General features: G+C 72.6%; 17 protein-coding genes. 13 read left to right on the top strand and 4 right to left on the bottom strand.

The genetic code is table 11. The features are described 5' to 3' along the window. Positions 1-73: 73 nt before the first annotated feature. Positions 74-1,429: an acyltransferase family protein gene (locus tag ABD437_RS40025; protein WP_344654206.1), complete on the bottom strand. Its 1,356-nt coding sequence runs from the start codon at positions 1,427-1,429 to the stop codon at positions 74-76. A 137-nt stretch (positions 1,430-1,566) separates the two neighbouring features. On the opposite strand from ABD437_RS40025, the gene ABD437_RS40020 reads away from it, so the two are divergent. From ABD437_RS40020 to ABD437_RS39995, 6 genes are all read left to right on the top strand, one after another. Beyond that, positions 1,567-2,565, top strand: coding sequence for a hypothetical protein (locus ABD437_RS40020; RefSeq protein ID WP_344654205.1), 999 nt, complete (start codon positions 1,567-1,569; stop codon positions 2,563-2,565). Positions 2,566-2,599: 34 nt separating this feature from the next. Then, positions 2,600-4,231 (top strand): acetolactate synthase, encoded by a 1,632-nt coding sequence (locus ABD437_RS40015; protein ID WP_344654204.1) that lies wholly within the window; start codon positions 2,600-2,602, stop codon positions 4,229-4,231. Between the two features lie 80 nt (positions 4,232-4,311). Then, on the top strand, positions 4,312-4,956 hold the full coding sequence (locus tag ABD437_RS40010) for a dihydrofolate reductase family protein (protein WP_344654203.1): 645 nt from the start codon (positions 4,312-4,314) through the stop codon (positions 4,954-4,956). Beyond that, positions 4,953-5,300: a YciI family protein gene (locus tag ABD437_RS40005; RefSeq protein WP_344654202.1), complete on the top strand. Its 348-nt coding sequence runs from the start codon at positions 4,953-4,955 to the stop codon at positions 5,298-5,300. The genes ABD437_RS40010 and ABD437_RS40005 overlap by 4 nt, the downstream gene beginning before the upstream one ends. Next, a complete protein-coding gene (locus ABD437_RS40000; RefSeq protein WP_344654201.1) occupies positions 5,297-6,502 on the top strand; it encodes an RNA polymerase sigma factor in 1,206 nt (401 codons plus the stop codon). The genes ABD437_RS40005 and ABD437_RS40000 overlap by 4 nt, the downstream gene beginning before the upstream one ends. Before the next feature lie 30 nt (positions 6,503-6,532). Beyond that, positions 6,533-7,972 (top strand): diguanylate cyclase domain-containing protein, encoded by a 1,440-nt coding sequence (locus ABD437_RS39995; RefSeq protein WP_344654200.1) that lies wholly within the window; start codon positions 6,533-6,535, stop codon positions 7,970-7,972. On the opposite strand, the gene ABD437_RS39990 is transcribed toward ABD437_RS39995, so the two are convergent. From ABD437_RS39990 to ABD437_RS39980, 3 genes are read right to left on the bottom strand one after another with little or no spacing between them, the layout of a single operon-like run. Continuing rightward, on the bottom strand, positions 7,954-8,496 hold the full coding sequence (locus ABD437_RS39990; RefSeq protein ID WP_344654199.1) for a dihydrofolate reductase family protein: 543 nt from the start codon (positions 8,494-8,496) through the stop codon (positions 7,954-7,956). The two genes, ABD437_RS39995 and ABD437_RS39990, sit on opposite strands and share 19 nt — an antisense overlap. 2 nt (positions 8,497-8,498) lie before the next feature. Continuing rightward, a complete protein-coding gene (locus ABD437_RS39985) occupies positions 8,499-9,971 on the bottom strand; it encodes a DUF885 family protein (RefSeq protein WP_344654198.1) in 1,473 nt (490 codons plus the stop codon). A gap of 1 nt (position 9,972) precedes the next feature. After that, complete coding sequence (locus tag ABD437_RS39980) at positions 9,973-10,536, bottom strand: class I SAM-dependent methyltransferase (RefSeq protein ID WP_344654197.1); 564 nt, start codon at positions 10,534-10,536, stop codon at positions 9,973-9,975. A 217-nt stretch (positions 10,537-10,753) separates the two neighbouring features. On the opposite strand from ABD437_RS39980, the gene ABD437_RS39975 reads away from it, so the two are divergent. The 7 genes from ABD437_RS39975 (at position 10,754) to mnmA (ending at position 17,683) form a co-directional block, all read left to right on the top strand. Then, the gene (locus tag ABD437_RS39975; protein ID WP_344654196.1) at positions 10,754-11,533 is read left to right on the top strand and encodes an electron transfer flavoprotein subunit beta/FixA family protein; all 780 of its coding nucleotides are present in this window, start codon (positions 10,754-10,756) and stop codon (positions 11,531-11,533) included. A 14-nt stretch (positions 11,534-11,547) separates the two neighbouring features. Next, complete coding sequence (locus ABD437_RS39970; protein WP_344654195.1) at positions 11,548-12,507, top strand: electron transfer flavoprotein subunit alpha/FixB family protein; 960 nt, start codon at positions 11,548-11,550, stop codon at positions 12,505-12,507. A 169-nt stretch (positions 12,508-12,676) separates the two neighbouring features. Beyond that, positions 12,677-14,083, top strand: a complete 1,407-nt coding sequence (locus ABD437_RS39965) for an MFS transporter (RefSeq protein ID WP_344654194.1) — start codon at positions 12,677-12,679, stop codon at positions 14,081-14,083. Between the two features lie 31 nt (positions 14,084-14,114). Then, the gene (locus ABD437_RS39960) at positions 14,115-15,293 is read left to right on the top strand and encodes a cysteine desulfurase family protein (protein ID WP_344654193.1); all 1,179 of its coding nucleotides are present in this window, start codon (positions 14,115-14,117) and stop codon (positions 15,291-15,293) included. A gap of 68 nt (positions 15,294-15,361) precedes the next feature. Beyond that, on the top strand, positions 15,362-15,817 hold the full coding sequence (locus ABD437_RS39955) for a helix-turn-helix domain-containing protein (protein WP_344654192.1): 456 nt from the start codon (positions 15,362-15,364) through the stop codon (positions 15,815-15,817). 5 nt (positions 15,818-15,822) lie between these two features. Then, complete coding sequence (locus ABD437_RS39950; RefSeq protein WP_344654191.1) at positions 15,823-16,542, top strand: ATP-dependent Clp protease proteolytic subunit; 720 nt, start codon at positions 15,823-15,825, stop codon at positions 16,540-16,542. A gap of 58 nt (positions 16,543-16,600) precedes the next feature. After that, on the top strand, positions 16,601-17,683 hold the full coding sequence (gene mnmA / locus ABD437_RS39945) for a tRNA 2-thiouridine(34) synthase MnmA (protein ID WP_344654190.1): 1,083 nt from the start codon (positions 16,601-16,603) through the stop codon (positions 17,681-17,683). Positions 17,684-17,741 lie beyond the last annotated feature (58 nt).

Raw genomic sequence — 17,741 nt, 5'->3', positions numbered from 1 at the left:
CAACGCCGCCACACCGCCCTCGGCGGCCGGCCACCCACCAGCCGCCTGACACCAACCTCATGACCGAGTACACCTAGAGCGTGCGGCCCACCGAGGTGAACCCGGCGTAGGCCGCGAGTTCGCGCGGCTCGTTCGCCTCGGTCGCGAGCGTGCCGTCGGGCGCCGGTCGGAGGGCCGCCGACCCCGCGGCGGCCGAGCCGGTCGGCGCCGGGCTGACCGGAGCGGCCGACGGCGCGACCGGCCAGGTGCGTCGCCAGAGCTGCACGAGGCTGGGGCGCCGGGTGTGGCTGCGCCGGCGCCGGGCGAGCTGTTTCGTCCAGCCGGAGACCCGGCGGCTCGCCGGGTCCTCGACGTAGTGGTGCAGCGCCCAGGACAGCGCCGCGACCACGGTCGCGACGATCGCCAGCACCACCCACCGGTTGAGGCCCAGCCGCGCGGTGCCGATCGTCAGCAGCGTGTAGCCGATGTTCTCGTGCACCAGGTACAGCGGGTAGGTCAGCGCACCGAGGAACGCCACCCGCGCCGCGCCCGGCACGCTCACGCCGTTGACCAGCAGGACGAACACCGCGAACGTCGCCAGCAGCACCGACACGACGACCACGCCGGAGAACTCGACGTCGTACTTCTCGGTCAGCGACCCGGCGAACGACACCCCGAGCCGCAGCGCCCACGCGCAGGAGAGCACGGTCAGCGCCAGGGCGGCCCACCGCTGGCGACGGGAGAGGTCGGTGCCGGGCCCGTCGGTGGCCAGCAGCGCGAACCCGACGCCGGCGACGAAGTACGGCGCCCACTCCGGCACGAACAGCCGGCCCCACCCGGCCGACATCGGCGCGTAGTGGTGCCCGACCGAGATCGCGAGCCAGATCCCGGCGCCGGCCAGCACCCGGTTCGCGGTCAGGCCGAACGCGGTGCCGACCGCGACCAGCCCGTAGAACGCCAGCTCGACCAGCAGCGTCCAGTACACCCCGTCGACGTACGTCACGCCGAACGCCTCGCTGCCCATCGTGAGGTTGGCGGCCCACTGGCCGAACGTCACCGCGTGCCGGTCACCGGGCAGCACGGTGACCACCAGCGCGGTGAGCGTGCACGCCGCCCAGAACGCCGGGTAGAGACGCCCGGCCCGGTTGAGCAGGAACACGCCGGGGGAGCGGCCCCACGCGCTGCGCAGGATCACGAACCCGCTGATCACGAAGAACACGTCGACGCCGAGGTAGCCGTAGCGGAAGTACTCCGCGACGCCCTCGAAGCCGGTGGTGGCCAGCGGGTCGGACCCGGTGGCCGAGCGGAACATCCAGTGGAACCCGACGACCGCGACCGCGGCGAGCAACCGGAGGACGTCGAGTTCGGAGCAGCGCCGGAACCGGCGCGCGGCGGACGGGAACGTGGTTCCGGGGCGTGGCCGTGATTCGGCGAGGGATGTCGAGCTCACCGCTCCCAGGTATCCAGCGAATCCTATGAGTGAACGCAGAGCGGTCGGTTTTCCGACCCCCAGTGCCCCGATTCACAGGTGTCGCCTACCCTGACGGCGCCGAGCGTGTGCGCACGGTACCGGTGGAGGAGAGCGGGATGACGTACCCACAGGACCCGCAAGGGTGGCAGCAGCAACCAGGCGGCTACGACCCCAACGGCGGCGGTTACGGCGACCCCTACGCACAGCCGGGTACCCATCCGCCCGCCTACGACCCCACCACCGGTCAGCCCGCGCAACCAGGGCCGTTACCGCCCGGCTACCCGAACGCCCCCACGTCGGGCTACCCGCCGGGCGCCCCGACGTCGGGTTACCCCGGCGCGCCCACGTCCGGTTACCCGGGCGCGCCCACCTCCGGGTATCCGGGCGCGCCGACCTCTGGGTACCCGGGCGTGCCCACTTCTGGTTACCCGGGTGCGCCGACCTCCGGGTATCCGGCGGCCGGGTACCCGGCCGGTGGCTACGGGGGTTATCCGCCGGTGCCGCCGCCGAAGAAGAGCCGCACCGGCCTGATCCTCGGCATCGTGGCCGGGGTCGTCGTGCTGCTCGTCATCGCCGGGTCGATCGGTGCCTGGGCGCTGCTCTCCGACGAGCCCGAGCCGACCCCCACCCCGACGGCGGCCCCGACGAGCCAACCGCCGTCCCCGTCGGCCCCACCGACCGACCCCGCACAGCTCGCCCAGTTCAAAGACCCCGACCTGCGTGAGTTCGCCCGGCGCGCGGCCGGCGAGTCCGACCGCTGCGAGGTGATCACGTCGACGATCCCGGCCGGCAACAACGCGGCCGAGGCGGTGAAGTGCATCTACAGCACGAACTATCAGGTCTACTTCCTGCGCTACAAGACGCTCACCGACCGCGACTCGTACGCCCAGTCGGCGCGCACCGGCTTCTCCGACGACTCGCTCGTCGTCGACGGCGACACGTTCTGGACCGACGACAAGCAGGTACGCCAGGGCAACTACATCACCGGGCACAACACCAGCGACAACAACCGCTACACGTACTGGGACGTCCCCGGGAAGCCGGTCTCCGGCGAGGTCTACGCGACCAGCAGCGACGCCGCGGCGATCGAGCAGTTCTGGCGGACGATTCGCTGACGCCCGCGGTTACCGACAAGTAGGGTCGGCAACCATGAGCGAAACCGGTACGGAGTTGGAGGGCCACGGCGGCGAACTCGCCCTGGCCGCGCTGCGGGCCCGCGGGGTCAGTGCGATGTTCACGCTCTCCGGCGGGCACGTGTTCCCGCTCTACGACGCGGCGCACACGACCGGCTTCCCGCTCATCGACGTCCGGCACGAGCAGAGCGCGGTGTTCGCCGCCGAGGCCACCGCCAAGCTCACCCGCCGCCCCGGCCTCGCGGTGCTGACCGCGGGGCCCGGCGTCACGAACGGCGTCTCCGGGATCACGTCGGCGAAGTTCAACGGGTCGCCGGTCGTCGTGCTCGGTGGCCGGGCCCCGCAGATGCGCTGGGGTGCCGGCTCGCTCCAGGAGTTCGACCACGTCCCGGTGCTGGCCCCGATCACCAAGCACGCGGCCACGGTCACCGACATCAACGCGCTCGCCGCCGACGTGGGCGCCGCCGCCGACCTGGCGCTGCGCCCGCATCGCGGCCCGGTCTTCCTCGACCTGCCGATGGACGTGGTGTTCGACCGGGCGACGTCCCGGATCGAGCCGCCCGCGGTGCCGGCACTGCTGGAGGCCGACCCGGCCGAGGTCGCCCGCGCGGCCGAGCTGATCGCGTCGGCGGCGCGCCCGGTGCTGGTCGCCGGCTCCGACGTCTACGCCGGCTCGGCCGAGCTCGCGCTGGTGGCGGCGGCCGAGGCGCTGCGGGTGCCGGTGATCAGCAACGGCCAGGGTCGCGGCTGCATCCCGGCCGACCACCCGCTGGCGTTCGCGCGGGCCCGCGGCGCCGCGTTCAAGGCCGCCGACGTCGTCGTCGTGGTCGGCACGCCGCTGGACTTCCGGCTCGGGTTCGGCACGTTCGGCGACGCGCGGGTCGTGCACGTCGTCGACTCGCCGACGCAGCGTGCCGGGCACGTCGCGACCGCCGCCGCGCCGGTCGGTGACCTCGCCACGATCCTCACCGCGTTCGCGAACCACACCGGTCCGCGGACCGACCACGAGGACTGGATCACGTCGCTGCGTGACCGCGAGAACGCCGCCCGGGCTTCCGATGCCGAGACTCTCCGCGCCGACACCGATCCGATCAAGCCGGCGCGGATCTACGGCGAGCTGCGCCAGGTGCTCGACCGGGACGCGGTGGTGATCTGCGACGGCGGTGACTTCGTCTCCTACGGCGGCCGGTACCTCGACTCGTACACGCCGGGCTGCTGGCTCGACCCGGGGCCCTACGGCTGCCTCGGCACCGGCGCCGGGTACGCGATCGGGGCCCGGGTGGCGCGGCCGGACGCGCAGATCTGCGTGCTGTTCGGCGACGGGGCGGCCGGGTTCTCGCTGATGGACGTCGAATCGCTGGTGCGCCAGAAGCTGCCGGTGGTGATGGTCGTCGGGAACAACGGGGTGTGGGGCCTGGAGAAGCACCCGATGCAGGCCGTCTACGGTTACGACGTCGCGGCCGACCTCCAGCCGGGGCTGCGTTACGACGACGTGGTCCGCGCGCTCGGCGGCGCGGGCGAGACCGTGGAGAAGCCGGGTGACCTCGGCCCCGCCCTCCGCCGGGCCTTCGACGCCGGCGTGCCCTACCTCGTCAACGTGCTCACCGACCCGGCCGACGCCTACCCCCGGTCGTCGAACCTGGCTTGAAAAGTTTTTCCGGCGTGCTGTCGTAGGGAGGCCGCGCGCTTCGTGGGGAGGGTGAAGGCACCCTACGAACGGAGCGCGCGGTGAAGCTCAGCGTCAACATGTTCATGACCCTCGACGGGGTCGTCCAGGGCCCCGGCGCCCCCGACGAGGACACGTCCGGCGGGTTCACCCGCGGTGGCTGGGTGGCGCCCCTGTTCGACGACGACCTCGGCCGGTTCGTCGACGGCTACTTCCAGCAGACCGAGGCGCTGCTCTACGGGCGCCTCACCTACGAGATCATGGCCGCGTTCTGGCCGCAGGTCACCGACCCCGGGGACGGCGTCGCGACGCCACTGAACACGTTGCCGAAGTACGTCGTGACGAACACGCTCACCGAGGCCACCTGGAACAACTCGACGATCATCAGCGGCGACTTCCTGGCCGCGATCCGCGACCTGAAGAAGCAGCCGGGCAAGGAGCTCCAGTTGCACGGCTGCGCCCGGCTGGCGCGCACGCTGCACGAGGCCGGCTTGATCGACGTCTACCGGATCATGGTCTTTCCGGTGGTCGTCGGCGACGGCAAACGGCTGTTCGGGCCGGACGGGCCCGCGACCGGGTTCCGCACGGTGAGCACCGAGACCACGTCCGCCGGGGTCACCGCGCTGACGCTGGAGCCGGTACCGTACGCCACCGCCGGATTCACCGTGGTGGACGGCAAAGAGCAGATCGAGGAGCGAGCACGATGACCCAGTACATGATTTCGGTCCACCACACCGGCGGGTACCCGGAGGTGGACCCGGAGACGATGCAGGCGCAGTTCGCCGCCGTCGACGCGTTCAACAAGGAGATCACCGGAGCCGGGAAGTGGGTGTTCGGCGGTGGTCTGATGCCGCGGGACACCGCGACGATGGTCGACGGCACCGGCCCGGAGACCGTGCTGGTCGACGGCCCGTACGCGGAGACCAAAGAGGTGCTCGGCGGGTTCTGGGTGATCGAGGCCGAGAACCTCGACGAGGCCCTGAACTGGGCGTCGAAGGCGTCCAAGGCGTGCGCCGCCCCGGTCGAGGTCCGGCCGTTCCAGGGCGAATGACGGTCACTGACGCCGAGGTCGACCGGATCGTCCGGGCCGAGTACGGGCGCGTCGTCGCCACGCTCGTCCGGCGGTTCGGCGACCTCGACTTGGCCGAGGAGGCGGCCGGTGAGGCGCTCCTCGTCGCCGTGCAGAACTGGCGTCGTGACGGGCTGCCGCCGAACCCCGGCGGCTGGCTCGTCACGACCGCGGGCAACCGGGCCATCGACCGGATCCGGCGCGAGTCGGTCCGCGACGCCCGGCAGAAGGAGGCCCTCGTGCTGACGCCGGAAGCAGGCGATCCGCTGGGCGCGGTCGACGACGACCGGCTGCGCCTGATCTTCATGTGCGCCCACCCGGCGCTGGCCGTGGAGGCCCGGGTCGCGCTCACGCTGCGGCTGGTCGCCGGGCTGTCGATGGCCGAGATCGCGGCCGCGTTCGTCACGCCGGAGACGACGATGGCGCAGCGCCTGACCCGGGCCAAGCGCAAGATCAAGGCCGCGCGCATCCCGTTCGGCGTGCCGTTCGCGCACGACCTCCCGGCGCGGGTGAGCTCCGTGGCCGCGGTGATCTACCTGGTCTTCAACCAGGGTTACTTCGCCACCTCCGGTGACGTGCCGCTGCGCGGGGAGCTCTGCGACGAGGCGATCCGGCTCGCCCGGCTGCTGCGCCGGCTGCTGCCGGACGAGCCGGAGGTGCTCGGGCTGCTCGCGCTGCTGCTGCTCACCGACGCGCGGCGCCCGGCCCGGTTCGACGGGGACACGCTCGTGCCGCTCGCCGAGCAGGACCGCGGCCGGTGGACCCGGTCGCTGATCGAGGAGGGGCACGAGCTGGTCCGCGAGTGCCTGCGCCGGCAGCGCCCGGGGCACTACCAGATCCTGGCCGCGATCAACGCCGTCCACACCGACGGGCCGACGACCGACTGGCCTCAGGTGCTCGCGCTCTACGACCAGCTGATGGTCGTCGCGCCGTCGAAGGTCGTGGCCCTGAACCGGGCGGTCGCGCTGGCCGAGGTCGACGGCCCGGCCGCGGCGCTGGCCGAGGTCGACGCGCTCGACCTCCTGCCCTACCACGCCTGGCACGCCACCCGGGCCGACCTGCTGCGACGCTTGAACCGCCCGGCCGAGGCCGCGAGCGCCTACGAGGCAGCGATCGCCCTGGCCGACAACCCCGCCGAGCGCGATTTCCTCGGCGCCCGGAGGGCCGCGCTGCAGAAATCTTGATCGACCGGCGCCGCCGCCGATGGGACCTCCGTGGTCTCGACGGCGGACGTCCGCGCGCGGCGGGCACAAGCCGCCCGCACGGTCGGGGTGCCGATCGTCCTGATGAGCATCGTCCTGGTCCTGCGCGGACTCGACATGGCCGGCACCACGCCGCTCTGGGTCTTCGCGATCCTGGTGCTCTCGGGCACGGTGCTGCACAGCCCGGGGCTGAACGCCGCGGTCCTCGGCGACGACCCGACCCGGTGGTTGTGGCCGCGGGCGATGATCCGGTTCGCGGTGAACACGTCGATCAGCTACGCGCTCGGCTGGGGCGCGGTCCTCGCCGCGACCCACTTCATCCTGGTGTCGGACTTCCTCGCGCGCTCCGGTTCACGGGCGTGGCGTCCGGCGGCCGTCTGTAGCGTCGGCACGATCGCGCTGGGGCAGCTCGCGGTGGCGTTCGGCCTGTTCAGCTACCTCCCGAGCCCGCCGGTGCACGGCATCGCCGCGCTGGTCGCGCTGTTCTCGGCGATCAGCATCCGGATGTTCGGCAACGCGGTCCGCCACCAGGAGAGCGCCCGGGCGGCGCTGGGGGTCAGCGAGTCGCGTTTCCGCGCCGTGGTGCAGGACGGCTTCGACGTGGTGACGTTCAGCGATGCCGACGGTGCCGTGCGCTACGTCAGCCCGAACGCCGAGCGGCTGCTCGGCTACGCGCCGGCCGACCTGCTCGGCTACGGCCTGCTGAACCTCGTCCACCGCGACGACCGTGGCGTGCTCTACGAGCTCAACACGCGGGTGCGCGCGCGCCCGGACGCCGAGTACTCGGTGGAGGTGCGGGTCCGGCGGGCCGACGGTGTCTGGCGGTGGCACGAGTTCGTCGTGCGCAACTCGCTCGCCCACCCGGACATCGAGGCGCTCGTCGGTCACCAGCGCGACGTGCACGACCGGCGGACCGCCCAGGACCGCATCGCCTACGCCGCGACGCACGACGCGCTGACCGGGCTGGTCAACGCGTCCGCGTACCTGCTGGCGCTGGAGGAGTCGCTCGCGGACGGCGCCCGCGGCGGCTACCCGGTCGGCGTGCTCTTCCTCGACCTCGACGGCTTCAAGGCGGTCAACGACACGCTCGGTCACGCCGCCGGCGACGAGAAGCTCCGGCTGGTGAGCGCGGCCCTGCGTCAGTGCTGCCGCGAGCGTGACGTGGTGGGGCGGATGGGCGGCGACGAGTTCGTCGTCGTGCTCAACGGCGTGGCCGGCCGCGCCGAGGCGGAACGTCTGGCGGCGACGATCATCGCCCGGATCGCGGCGGACCAGGGCGACGACGTGCCGGCGGTCGGGTGCAGCATCGGTGTGGCCGTCGCCGAACCGGGCGCGGTGGACGCCAGGGCGCTGCTCCGGCGGGCCGATGCCGCGATGTACGCGGCCAAGCGCCGTGGCCGTAACGGGTACGAGGTCTACCGGTCCGATCTGCTCTACTCGGCCGGGCCGTAGACCGAGTGCACGACGCCGGTGGCGAACGTGGTGGACGAGAGCAGTTTCAGGGGCACCGTGCCGCCGTCGGAGAACAGCTTCTGGCCGGTGCCGACGACGATCGGGTGCACCAGCAGGTGCAGCTCGTCGATCAGCGAGTGCTGCAGCAGCCACTGCACCAGGCCCGCGCTGCCGGTGATGCCGAGCCGGTTGTCGGCCTTCAGCTTCGTCAGCTCGGCCACGACGGCCGCCTCGTCGCCGCTGACGATCGTCGAGTTCTCCCACGACGCCGTGGTGAGCGTGTTCGAGACGACGTACTTGCGCGCGCTGTTCATCTGCGCGGTCATCGGGTCGTTGGCGTCGGCCTTCGGCCAGTACTCGGCGAAACCGTCGTAGGTGCGGCGGCCGAGCAGCATCGCGTCGTTGTCCATCAGCGCGCCGACCGCGGCGCCCATCTCGTCGTCGAAGTACGGGAAATGCCAGGTCTCGGGTGCCTCGATGACGCCGTCGAGGGAGATGAACTGGCCGGTCTTGATGTACCCCATGGTCAGGAGCCTGGCACGACCGCGCAAGCGAGGCCGAGCGGCGGCGCGCCGAGGGCGAGCAGGTCCTCGTGGAACCGTCGCGGGGTGGTGCCCGCGCGTTCGCGGAGGTCGCGCAGCACGAGCTTTCCCCAGGTGTAGCGGCCGTAGGTGGGGTCGAACGTGCCGCGCCGGGCCTCGGAGACCGCGGCCGGCCCGGACAGGAACGCGTGCTCGGTGAAGCGCGCGGTGGCCTCCGCGACGCTCATCGCGCCGCTGTGCAGACCGATCGCGCAGAGCAGGCGCACGACGCGCACCAGCGCCTCGAGCGCGACGCCGGCCTGGAAGCGGGGGTCACCGGCCCGGAACCCCTCCTCCAGCGCGAGTTCCTCGACGTAGTGGGCCCAGCCCTCGACGAACGCGCCGGAGAGCAGCAGGCGGCGGACGTCGGAGTCGAGGCGGCGCAGCGCCCGGCCGTGGGTGTAGTGGCCGGGGGCGACCTCGTGCACGGTGATCGCGGGCAGGCTCGACCGGTTGAACACCGAGAGCCACTCCTCCTGCTCCGAGCGCGGCCACGACGGGTCCGGCGGCGTCACGTGGTACCAGGAGGGCGCGTCGCGCTCGTAGGGTGCGGCCCAGTCCATCATGGCCATCGCCCACTGCCGCGACTCCGGCGCCGGGCCGACCAGGCACTCGCCGTCGGTGTCGGGCATCAACCCGGACGCGTTGCTCCAGGCGATCACCTCGTGGGTGAGCGTCTGGGCCTCGGCGAGCACGCCGGTGGCGTCGGGGTGGTCGGCGAGCAGTTCGGCGACCGTGGTGGCCGTCGGCTGCCCGGGGGCGATGCGCGCGCAGGCGTCGTCGAGCAGGGCGCGGACGCGGGTCAGCTCGCGTTCGCCGTCGTCGGCGAGCGCGCTCAGGTCGACGTCGAGCGCCTCGGCGCTGCTCAGGAGAGCGGTGAGGGCGGGCGCGCCGAGCTCGACCGGTGCGTCGGTCTTCGTGCGCAGATGGTCGACGAACCGTGCGTGGGCGCGGTACGCGTCGGCGTGCTGGTCGGGGTCGAGCCCGGCCGCCAGCCCGATCGCGCCGCTCAGGCACGCGTCGGCGACGTCGGCGGGCACCGCGTCCAGCGCGGAGATGCTCGCGTCGATCGCGTCGGGCCAGGCCGCGAGGTGACGTGCCTTCGCGTCGGCCCGCTCCCCGGCCGGGGCGTAGTCGCGGTCGTAGCAGGCCAGGTCGAGGTTGTTGATGTGCGGCACCGGGTTGCGGCGGTGCAGCTCCAGCTCCCCGAAGCGCACGTGCGCGTTCCGCTCGAACGCGGCCACGTGGGCCTCGTCGTGCGGGTCGTCGTAGGCCGGGCCGGCCCCGATCCGGTGCAGGGCGCGCCGGATCGCGTCGGGGGAGAGGTCCTGGGCGATCCCGTCGTACTCGTGCCGGCCGGCGCCCTCCCGGGTGCCGGCCACGTCCAGGTCCGCGAGCGCGCGTAGCCGGGCGTCCACGTCAGCGGGCGATCGCGACGGCGAACAGGTCGAGGCTGGTGTCCACGTCGTCCTCGGTGAACGTGAAGTCGCGGTGGGTCACCCGGGTGACCTCGCGGCGCAGGGCCGGGTGCCAGGTGGCCGGTGGAGCGGCGACCTCGGCGGCGAAGCCGTCGGCGAACTTGCGGTCGAGGCGGCGCAGCCGGCCCCGGTGGCGGACGCCGTACAGGCGGTCGACGCGGAAGTGCGGTTCGAGGAACGCGGTGAGCTCGTCGGCGCCACCCGGACGGGTCGGCGTGCTCACGATCAGCGTGCCGGCCGGCCGCAGCACCCGCGCGCACTCGGTGACGTCCGGCCGCAGTTGCAGGCTGACGACCACGTCGACGCTGTGGTCGGGCACGTCCGTCCCGGTCGTGATCACCTCGCGCGCGACCGCGGCCAGGATGTCGGCGCCGTGTCCCTCGCCCGCCGTCTCCAGCACGGTGGCTCCGCGGAGCCACGGGCGGGCCGCGAGGTAGGCGACTTCGTGCCGCCGGAACCAGTAGTTCTCGACCGAATTAGCGGGCCGCGTCAGCGTCAACTCCACCGCGCGGACATTAGTGCACGCGCTGCGACCGCCTTCCGTGACCGGCGCCATGCTGACTGATGTCCCCAGACGTGGTGATATGGCTAACAAGCTCCGTCGTGAACGGCGGATGCAGACGATGCTACCGGTGGGTAACATCAAGGGTGACTGTTTTACCCAGCGTGCGCGCCGACGCACGAGTCCGAGGACGATCTGAGCAGGAGGTCTGAACAGACCCATGAACATCGTCGTACTGGTCAAGCAGGTTCCGGACTCCGGTACCGAACGGTCGCTGCGCGCAGACGACAAGACCGTGGAACGCGACTCGGCCAACCTCGTCATCAACGAGATGGACGAGTACGCGATCGAAGAGGCGCTCAAGGTCAAGGAAGCCGTCGGCGGCACCGTCACCATCCTCACGATGGGGCCGGACAAGGCCACCGAGTCGATCCGCAAGGCGCTCTCGATGGGTCCCGACGGCGCGGTGCACGTCAACGACCCCGCGCTGCACGGGTCGGACTCCCTCGCCACCTCCAAGGTGCTCGCGTCCGCGCTCCAGGGCCTGGAGTGGGACCTGGTCATCGCCGGGGCCGAGTCGACCGACGGCCGGGCCGCCGCGATGGCCTCGATGCTCTCCGAGCGTCTCGGTGTCGCCGGTCTCACCGGTGCCCGCAAGCTCACCGTCGACGGCACGAAGCTCACGATCGAGCGTCAGCTGGAGGACGGTTACCAGGTCGTCGAGGCGCAGACCCCGGCGATCGTGAGCGTCTGGGACACGATCAACGAGCCGCGTTACCCGTCGTTCAAGGGCATCATGGCCGCGAAGAAGAAGCCGGTCGACACGAAGTCCCTCGCGGACCTCGGTGTGGACGCCTCCGAGGTGGGCCTCGGCGCGGCGACGTCGAAGGTCGTGGACGCCGCTCCGCGTCCGCCCCGCGCCGCCGGTGAGAAGGTCACCGACGAGGGCGACGCCGGGCAGAAGCTCGTCGCGTACCTGGCCGCCGAGAAGATCGTCTGAGGAGGACCCAACTCATGGCTGAAGTTCTGGTTCTCGTCGAGCACGTCGACGGCGCCGTCAAGAAGATCTCGCTCGAGCTGCTCACCGCGGCGCGCGCCCTCGGCGAGCCGTCGGCCGTCGTGGTCGGCACGCCGGGCACCGCGGCCGGTTACGCGGACACGCTGAAGGAGTACGGCGCGGCCAAGATCTACGCGGCCGAGTCCGACGACGTGCTGTCGTACCTGGTGGCCCCGAAGGCGTCGATCCTGGCCTCGCTCGCGGGCTCGGCGTCGCCGGCGGCGATCCTGATCGCGGCCACCGCGGAGGGCAAGGAGATCGCCGGCCGGCTGGCCGTCAAGCTCGAGTCCGGGCTGCTCTACGACGTCGTCGACCTCTCGTCGGACGGTGTCGCGACGCAGGCGATCTTCGCCGGTCAGTGGATCGTGAAGTCGCAGGTCACGTCGGGGACTCCGATCCTCGTGCTGAAGGGCGGCGCGGTCGACGCGGCCGCCGCTCCGGCGGCCGGTGAGCTGGTCGCGGTGGACGTCTCGCTGGACGAGGCCGCCACCAAGGCGAAGATCCTGGACCGGGTCGTGGAGTCCAGCGGCTCCCGCCCGGAGCTCACCGACGCGAACATCGTCGTGTCGGGCGGCCGGGGCGTCGGGTCCGCCGACAACTTCAAGGTCGTCGAGGACCTGGCCGACTCGCTGGGCGCCGCGGTGGGTGCGTCCCGGGCCGCGGTCGACTCCGGTTTCTACCCGCACCAGTTCCAGGTGGGGCAGACCGGCAAGACCGTGTCGCCGCAGCTCTACGTCGCGCTCGGCATCTCCGGCGCGATCCAGCACCGGGCCGGCATGCAGACGTCGAAGACGATCGTCGCGGTCAACAAGGACGCCGAGGCGCCGATCTTCGAGCTCGCCGACTACGGCGTCGTCGGTGACCTGTTCGCGGTGGCCCCGCAGGCCGCCGAAGAGGTACGCAAGCGCAAGGGCTGAGCCTCGCGCACTCGGACGGCCGGGTTCCCCACGGGGGACCCGGCCGTCTTGAGGTGAAGCGCGGTTGAGGTTTTAGCGTCTGGTCATGAGCAACGTGGTCGAGGGTTTGTCGAGTGATCGTGCGAACAGTTCGGAAAATTCATCGTTTCCACGCCGTAACGTTCACCGGGTGACCGACTCGATTACTGACGCACGACCTGAGCCGGTCTCCGTCTTCGGAAAGCAGTACCGCGGCACCAGCATCGGCCTGCTGCTGATCGTCTCGATCGTGGCCTTCGAGGCGATGTCGGTCGTCACCGCGATGCCGATCGTCGTCGAGTCGCTGGACGGCCTGGCGTACTACGCGTGGCCGTTCTCCGCGTTCATGGTCGCGAACCTGCTCGGCATGGTGCTCGCCGGTGAGCTGGCCGACAAGCTCGGCCCCACCAAGCCCATGCTGGTCGGCCTGGTCGCGTTCGCGCTCGGCCTGCTGGTCGCCGGCACCGCGACGACGATGGTGCAGCTGATCGTCGGGCGCCTGGTGCAGGGCCTCGGCGGCGGGATCCTGATCGTCGTCATGTACGTGCTGATCGGCGTCAGCTTCCCGCCTTCGTTGCACCCGCGGGTGTTCGGGCTGACCGCGATCGGCTGGGTGATGCCCGGCCTGCTCGGCCCGGTCGTGGCCGGTTCGCTGGCCCAGCACGCGCACTGGCGGCTGGTGTTCCTCGGGCTGTTGCCGCTGGTCGTGCTGGGCACGCTGCTGATCGTTCCGGGGCTGCGGCGGGCGCCGTCCGCGGCCGCAGCGCCGGGGCCGGTGGTGACCTCCAACGCCTACCGCGGCGGCACGGCGCCCCGCTGGCCCTACGCGCTGCTGGCCGGCGTCGGTGTGGTGCTGTTGCAGGTGGCCGGCGAGCGGCTGGACCCGGTCGCGATCCCGGTCGCGCTGGTCGGCCTGGTGTCGGTGGTGGTGGCCGTGCGTCGGCTGCTGCCGGTGGGCGTGGCGTCCGCGGCCGCCGGGCTGCCCGCGGTCGTGCTGATGCGTGGGCTGGCCGCCGGTTCGTTCTTCGCCGTCGACACGCTGGTGCCGCTGACGCTCAGCTCGGTGCACGGCTGGAGCGCGGTCGCCGCCGGTCTTCCGCTGACGTTCGGCGCGCTCGGCTGGTCGGGCGCGTCCTGGGTGCAGGGCCGCTACCCGAACCTGCCGCGCTCGGTGGCGGTGAGCACCGGCATGGTCGCCGTCGGCATCGCGAGCGCGTCGATGGCGGTCGTGGCCTGGGTGCCGGGCACGGCCTGGGTGGCGTTCCCGGCCTGGATCTTCGGCGGGATCGGGATGGGGCTGGTCATGCCGTCGCTCTCGGTGCTGCTGCTGGAGAACTCCACCGACGCCGACCGCGGCCGCAACAGCGCCAGCCTGCAGATCTCCGACGCGCTGACCAGTTCGCTGACGATCGGGTTCGGCGGTGTGCTGGTGGCCGCCGCGACCGCGGGTGCGTTCGGGATGTCGACGGCGATCGGCGTGATCGACGTCGCGATGGTGGGCATCGCCGTCGTCGGCGTCCTGGTGGCACCGCGCCTGCGCCGCCGGGCCGCGCCGTGAGCCCGGCGCGACGGATAGGCTGAACGCCGTCATGGTGTACCTCGATCACGCGGCGACCACGCCGATGCTGCCGGAGGCGGTGGCCGCGCTCACCGGTGCGCTGGGCGCTGTCGGCAACCCTTCCTCGCTGCACGCGGCGGGGCGCCGGGCCCGTCGTGCGGTCGAGGAGGCCCGGGAGCGGCTCGCGGCCGCGCTGGGGGCCCGCCCGTCCGAGGTGTTGTTCACCGGTGGCGGCACCGAAAGTGACAATCTGGCAGTCAAGGGCATCTTCTGGGCGCGCCGGGACGCGGATCCGCGTCGAACCGTCGTCCTCACGTCCGCGGTCGAACACCACGCGGTGCTGGACGCCGTCGAGTGGCTGGCCCGGCGCGAGGGTGCCACGGTCGAGTTCCTCGCGGTGGACGGCGCCGGTCGGGTGGCGCCGTCGGTGCTGGCCGAGGCGCTGGAGCGGCACGGCGACACGGTCGCGCTGGTCAGCGTCATGTGGGCTAACAACGAGGTCGGCACCGTGCAGCCGATCGCCGAGCTGGCCGCGCTCTGCCGCGCGGCCGGGGTGCCGTTCCACAGCGACGCGGTGCAGGCCGTCGGCCAGGTGCCGGTCGCGTTCGGCGAGTCCGGTGTGGACGCGCTGACGCTCACCGGGCACAAGGTCGGTGGGCCGCTCGGCGTGGGTGCGCTGCTGCTCGGCCGGGAGGTGCCGTGCGTGCCGCTGCTGCACGGCGGGGGTCAGGAGCGCGACGTGCGGTCCGGGACGCTCGACACCCCGGCGATCGTGGCGTTCTCGGTGGCGGTGGAGACCGTGATGAGGGCGCAGGAGTCCTACGCGGCGCGGGTCGCCTCGCTGCGTGACGCGCTGGTGTCCCGGCTGCTCGAGGAGGTGCCGGACGCGGTGCTGAACGGGCCGGCGTCGGGGGCCGCGCGCCTGCCGGGCAACGCGCACTTCTCGTTCCCCGGCTGCGAGGGTGACGCGCTGCTGATGCTGCTCGACGCCCGCGGCATCGAGTGCTCGACCGGCTCGGCCTGCTCGGCCGGGGTGGCGCAGCCCAGCCACGTGCTCGTCGCGATGGGGTCCGGGGTCGAGCGGGCCCGCGGCTCCCTGCGCTTCTCGCTGGGGCACACGTCGACGATCGAGGACGTGGACGCGCTGGTGAGCGCGATCGGTGGGGTCGTGGAACGCGCCCGCCGGGCCGGCGCCGTCCGCAAGGCCTGACTCTCACGGCGTCGCCGTTCGCTGTCGGCGGAGTGCGCTTATCTCATATGAGAGATACCGTTCTTGATATGAGCGACGAGTTGCCCCGGCTGCCGGGGGTCCGGGAGGCGGCGCTGCGGCGCCGGCGCGAGACGGTGAGCGCGCTCGCCGACCACCGGCGCGCGGTCGGGCTCTCGCAGACCGAGCTCGCGGCACGCATGGGCACCTCCCAGTCGACGGTCGCGCGGCTCGAAGCGGGCGACGTCGACCCCCGGATGTCCACGCTCGAGCGCTACGCCGAGGCCCTCGGTGGCCGCTTGGACGTCTCGCTCCGCTTCGACGCGCCGGGGCTGCCGTACCTGCGCCCGGCGGCCGAGCCGGTCGCGCCGGGTCGGCCGGGGCCGGCCGTGCCGCTGCGCCCGGCCGCCCGGCTCGGCTCGGAGCCCGACGACCCCGCGCCGACCTCGCCCGCTACGCGTCCGTACGCGACACCGTCGCCTCCGCCCGGGGGCGACCGGCCCGCACGTCCTCCTCGACGGTGGTGATTCGAATGTCTTCCGCAACCTGGTTCCCGCCCGAACGACCCCAGCCCTGGGGCCCGCGTCCGCCCGAGTGGCGTCCGCCCGGGTGGCAGCCGCCGCAGCCGCCGCCGGCGTCCCCCGAGCCGCCGCGGCCGTACTTCCCGCCGACGCCTCCGCCCACCCCGCCGCAGCCACCGGCCGAGGACGTGCGCGAGCTCTGGGAGGACCGGCTCCTCGATCAACGGATCGTGCAGATCAACGGCCCGATCGACGCCGACGTCGCCAGCCGGGTCGCCAGCCGCCTGCTCCTGCTCGACGCAGGCACCCACCGACCGGTGACCCTGCGCCTGAACAGCGGAAACGCCGACCTCGCCGCGGTATGGACACTGGTGGACACGCTGGACGCACTCGTCGTCCCGGTACACGCGCTGGTGGTCGGCGAGCTCGGCGGCGGCAGCCTGGCGCTGCTCACCGCGGTGGCCGAGCGCTACGCCCACCCGCACGCGCGGTTCCGCCTCGCCGACCCGTCGCTGCCGACCATCACCGGCACCGCGGGGGAGCTGGCCGGTGAGGCCGCGGCCAACCAGAAGCTGATCGACTCGTTCCACGCCCGGGTGGCCGAACTCACCGGCAAGCCGCTGGAGGAGGTCGTCGACGACTTCCGCCGGGGCCGTTTCCTCACCGTGGCCGACGCGGTGGAGTACGGCCTCGTCACCGAGGTGCGTCCCCGGTCGGTCCGGCCCGACTGAGCGGCCCGCCGCCCCCGGTACGCTCGTGTCGAGCAACCAAATCGGAGGAGCGGTAGCGATGCGTGTCCTGGCGGCGATGTCCGGAGGAGTCGACTCCGCGGTGGCGGCTGCCCGCGCGGCCGACGCCGGTCACGACGTCACCGGCGTCCATCTGGCGCTCTCGCCGTCCCCGCAGCAGCACCGCCTCGGCGCACGCGGCTGCTGCACGGTCGAGGACTCCCGGGACGCCGCCCGCGCGGCCGACGTCATCGGCATCCCGTTCTACGTCTGGGCGATGGCCGACGAGTTCGGCCGCGACGTCGTCGACGACTTCGTGGCCGAGTACGCGGCCGGGCGCACGCCGAACCCGTGCCTGCGGTGCAACGAGAAGATCAAGTTCGAAGCCGTGCTCGACCGGGCGCTGGCCCTCGGCTTCGACGCCGTGGTGACCGGCCACCACGCCCGGTTGAGCGGGCTCGAGCTGCGCCGCTCGGTGGACCTCGGCAAGGACCAGTCGTACGTCCTCGCGGTGCTGCGGCCCGACCAGCTCGCCCACGCGATGTTCCCGCTCGGCGACTCCACGAAGGCCGAGGTCCGGCTCGAGGCCGCCCGCCGCGGGCTCGGTGTCGCGGAGAAGCCCGACTCGCACGACATCTGCTTCATCCCCGACGGCGACACGGCCGGTTTCCTGCGCAAGTCGCTGGGCGAGGCGCCGGGCGACATCGTCGACGCCGAGACCGGCGAGGTGCTCGGCAGCCACGAGGGTGCCTACGCGTACACGATCGGCCAGCGCCGTGGCCTCAAGCTCGGCCGGCCGGCCGCCGACGGCAAGCCCCGCTACGTCCTGGACATCTCGCCGGTCGAGAACACGGTGCGCGTCGGCCCGGCCGAGGCGCTCGACGTCGACGAAATCGTCGGTGTGCGCCCGGTCTGGACGAACGGCGTCCGCACCGAGCCGTTCGAGTGCGTCGCGCAGCTGCGTGCCCACGGCCAGACGTTCCCGGCCACCGCGATCCCCGCCGACGACCGCTGGGTGGTGCGGCTGCACGAGCCGGCCCGTGGCGTCGCCGCGGGTCAGGCCGTCGTGCTGTACGAGGGCGACGTGGTGGTCGGCTCGGCCACGATCGACGCCGCCAGGAAGGCCGTCGCCACCCCGGCTTGACCGGTTCCGACGTTCACAGGAATCGCTCAGCGGATTCACCGGAGCGCATCAGGCGGCC

The organism is Cryptosporangium japonicum (genome assembly GCF_039524755.1).
GTDB lineage: Bacteria > Actinomycetota > Actinomycetes > Mycobacteriales > Cryptosporangiaceae > Cryptosporangium > Cryptosporangium japonicum.
This window is presented reverse-complemented; position numbering and strand designations above follow the sequence as displayed.